The sequence below is a fragment of the Pseudomonas sp. JV245A genome (assembly GCF_032424515.1).
Classification (GTDB): Bacteria; Pseudomonadota; Gammaproteobacteria; order Pseudomonadales; family Pseudomonadaceae; genus Aquipseudomonas; species Aquipseudomonas protegens.
This window is the reverse complement of record NZ_VYKE01000540.1, coordinates 1-462: the sequence shown is the minus strand read 5'-3', so window position 1 is coordinate 462 and position 462 is coordinate 1. Positions and strand designations below refer to the sequence as shown.

The following is a 462-nucleotide window of genomic DNA, read 5'->3' as shown; positions in this document are numbered from 1 at the left end:
CAGGTCGCTCAGTTGCGAGCCGGCGTGGCGCATGGCCTCGGCAATGGCCTGCAGGCGCTGCTCCGGGGTCTTGTGTGCCAGACGCCGCAGGCAGGCCAGGGCCGGGGCGCACTGGGCATCCTCGCTCAAGGCCAGCAGCGAACCCTGGGGCACGCGCCCCGGAGTCTGCGCCAGCACCCGGGCGATGGTGCGTTCCATGGCCTGTTCATCCTCGGGGTAACCCAGGGCCAGCGGATCGGCCTGCATCACCCGGGCGAACACGTACTCGGCCAAGAGGTCGTCCTCGATCATGAACGGCACCCGGTAGCTGCTGATCACGCTCAGTTGCAGCACCTCGATGGAGCGCGCCGCCAGGCACGCCGCCAGCTCGGTGGCCAGCAGCCCGCCCAGGCAGTAGCCGACGATGCTCACCTGGCGCCGGCCTTCGGCCTGCAGAGTGTCGGCATAACGCTCGGCCAACTG

General features: G+C 69.9%; 1 protein-coding gene. It reads right to left on the bottom strand.

Going from position 1 to position 462, the window contains the following annotated elements; all coding sequences use genetic code 11:
* Window positions 1-462, bottom strand: a 462-nt coding sequence (locus F6S12_RS32915) for a thioesterase domain-containing protein (protein ID WP_315870011.1), incomplete at both ends; no start/stop codon positions are given.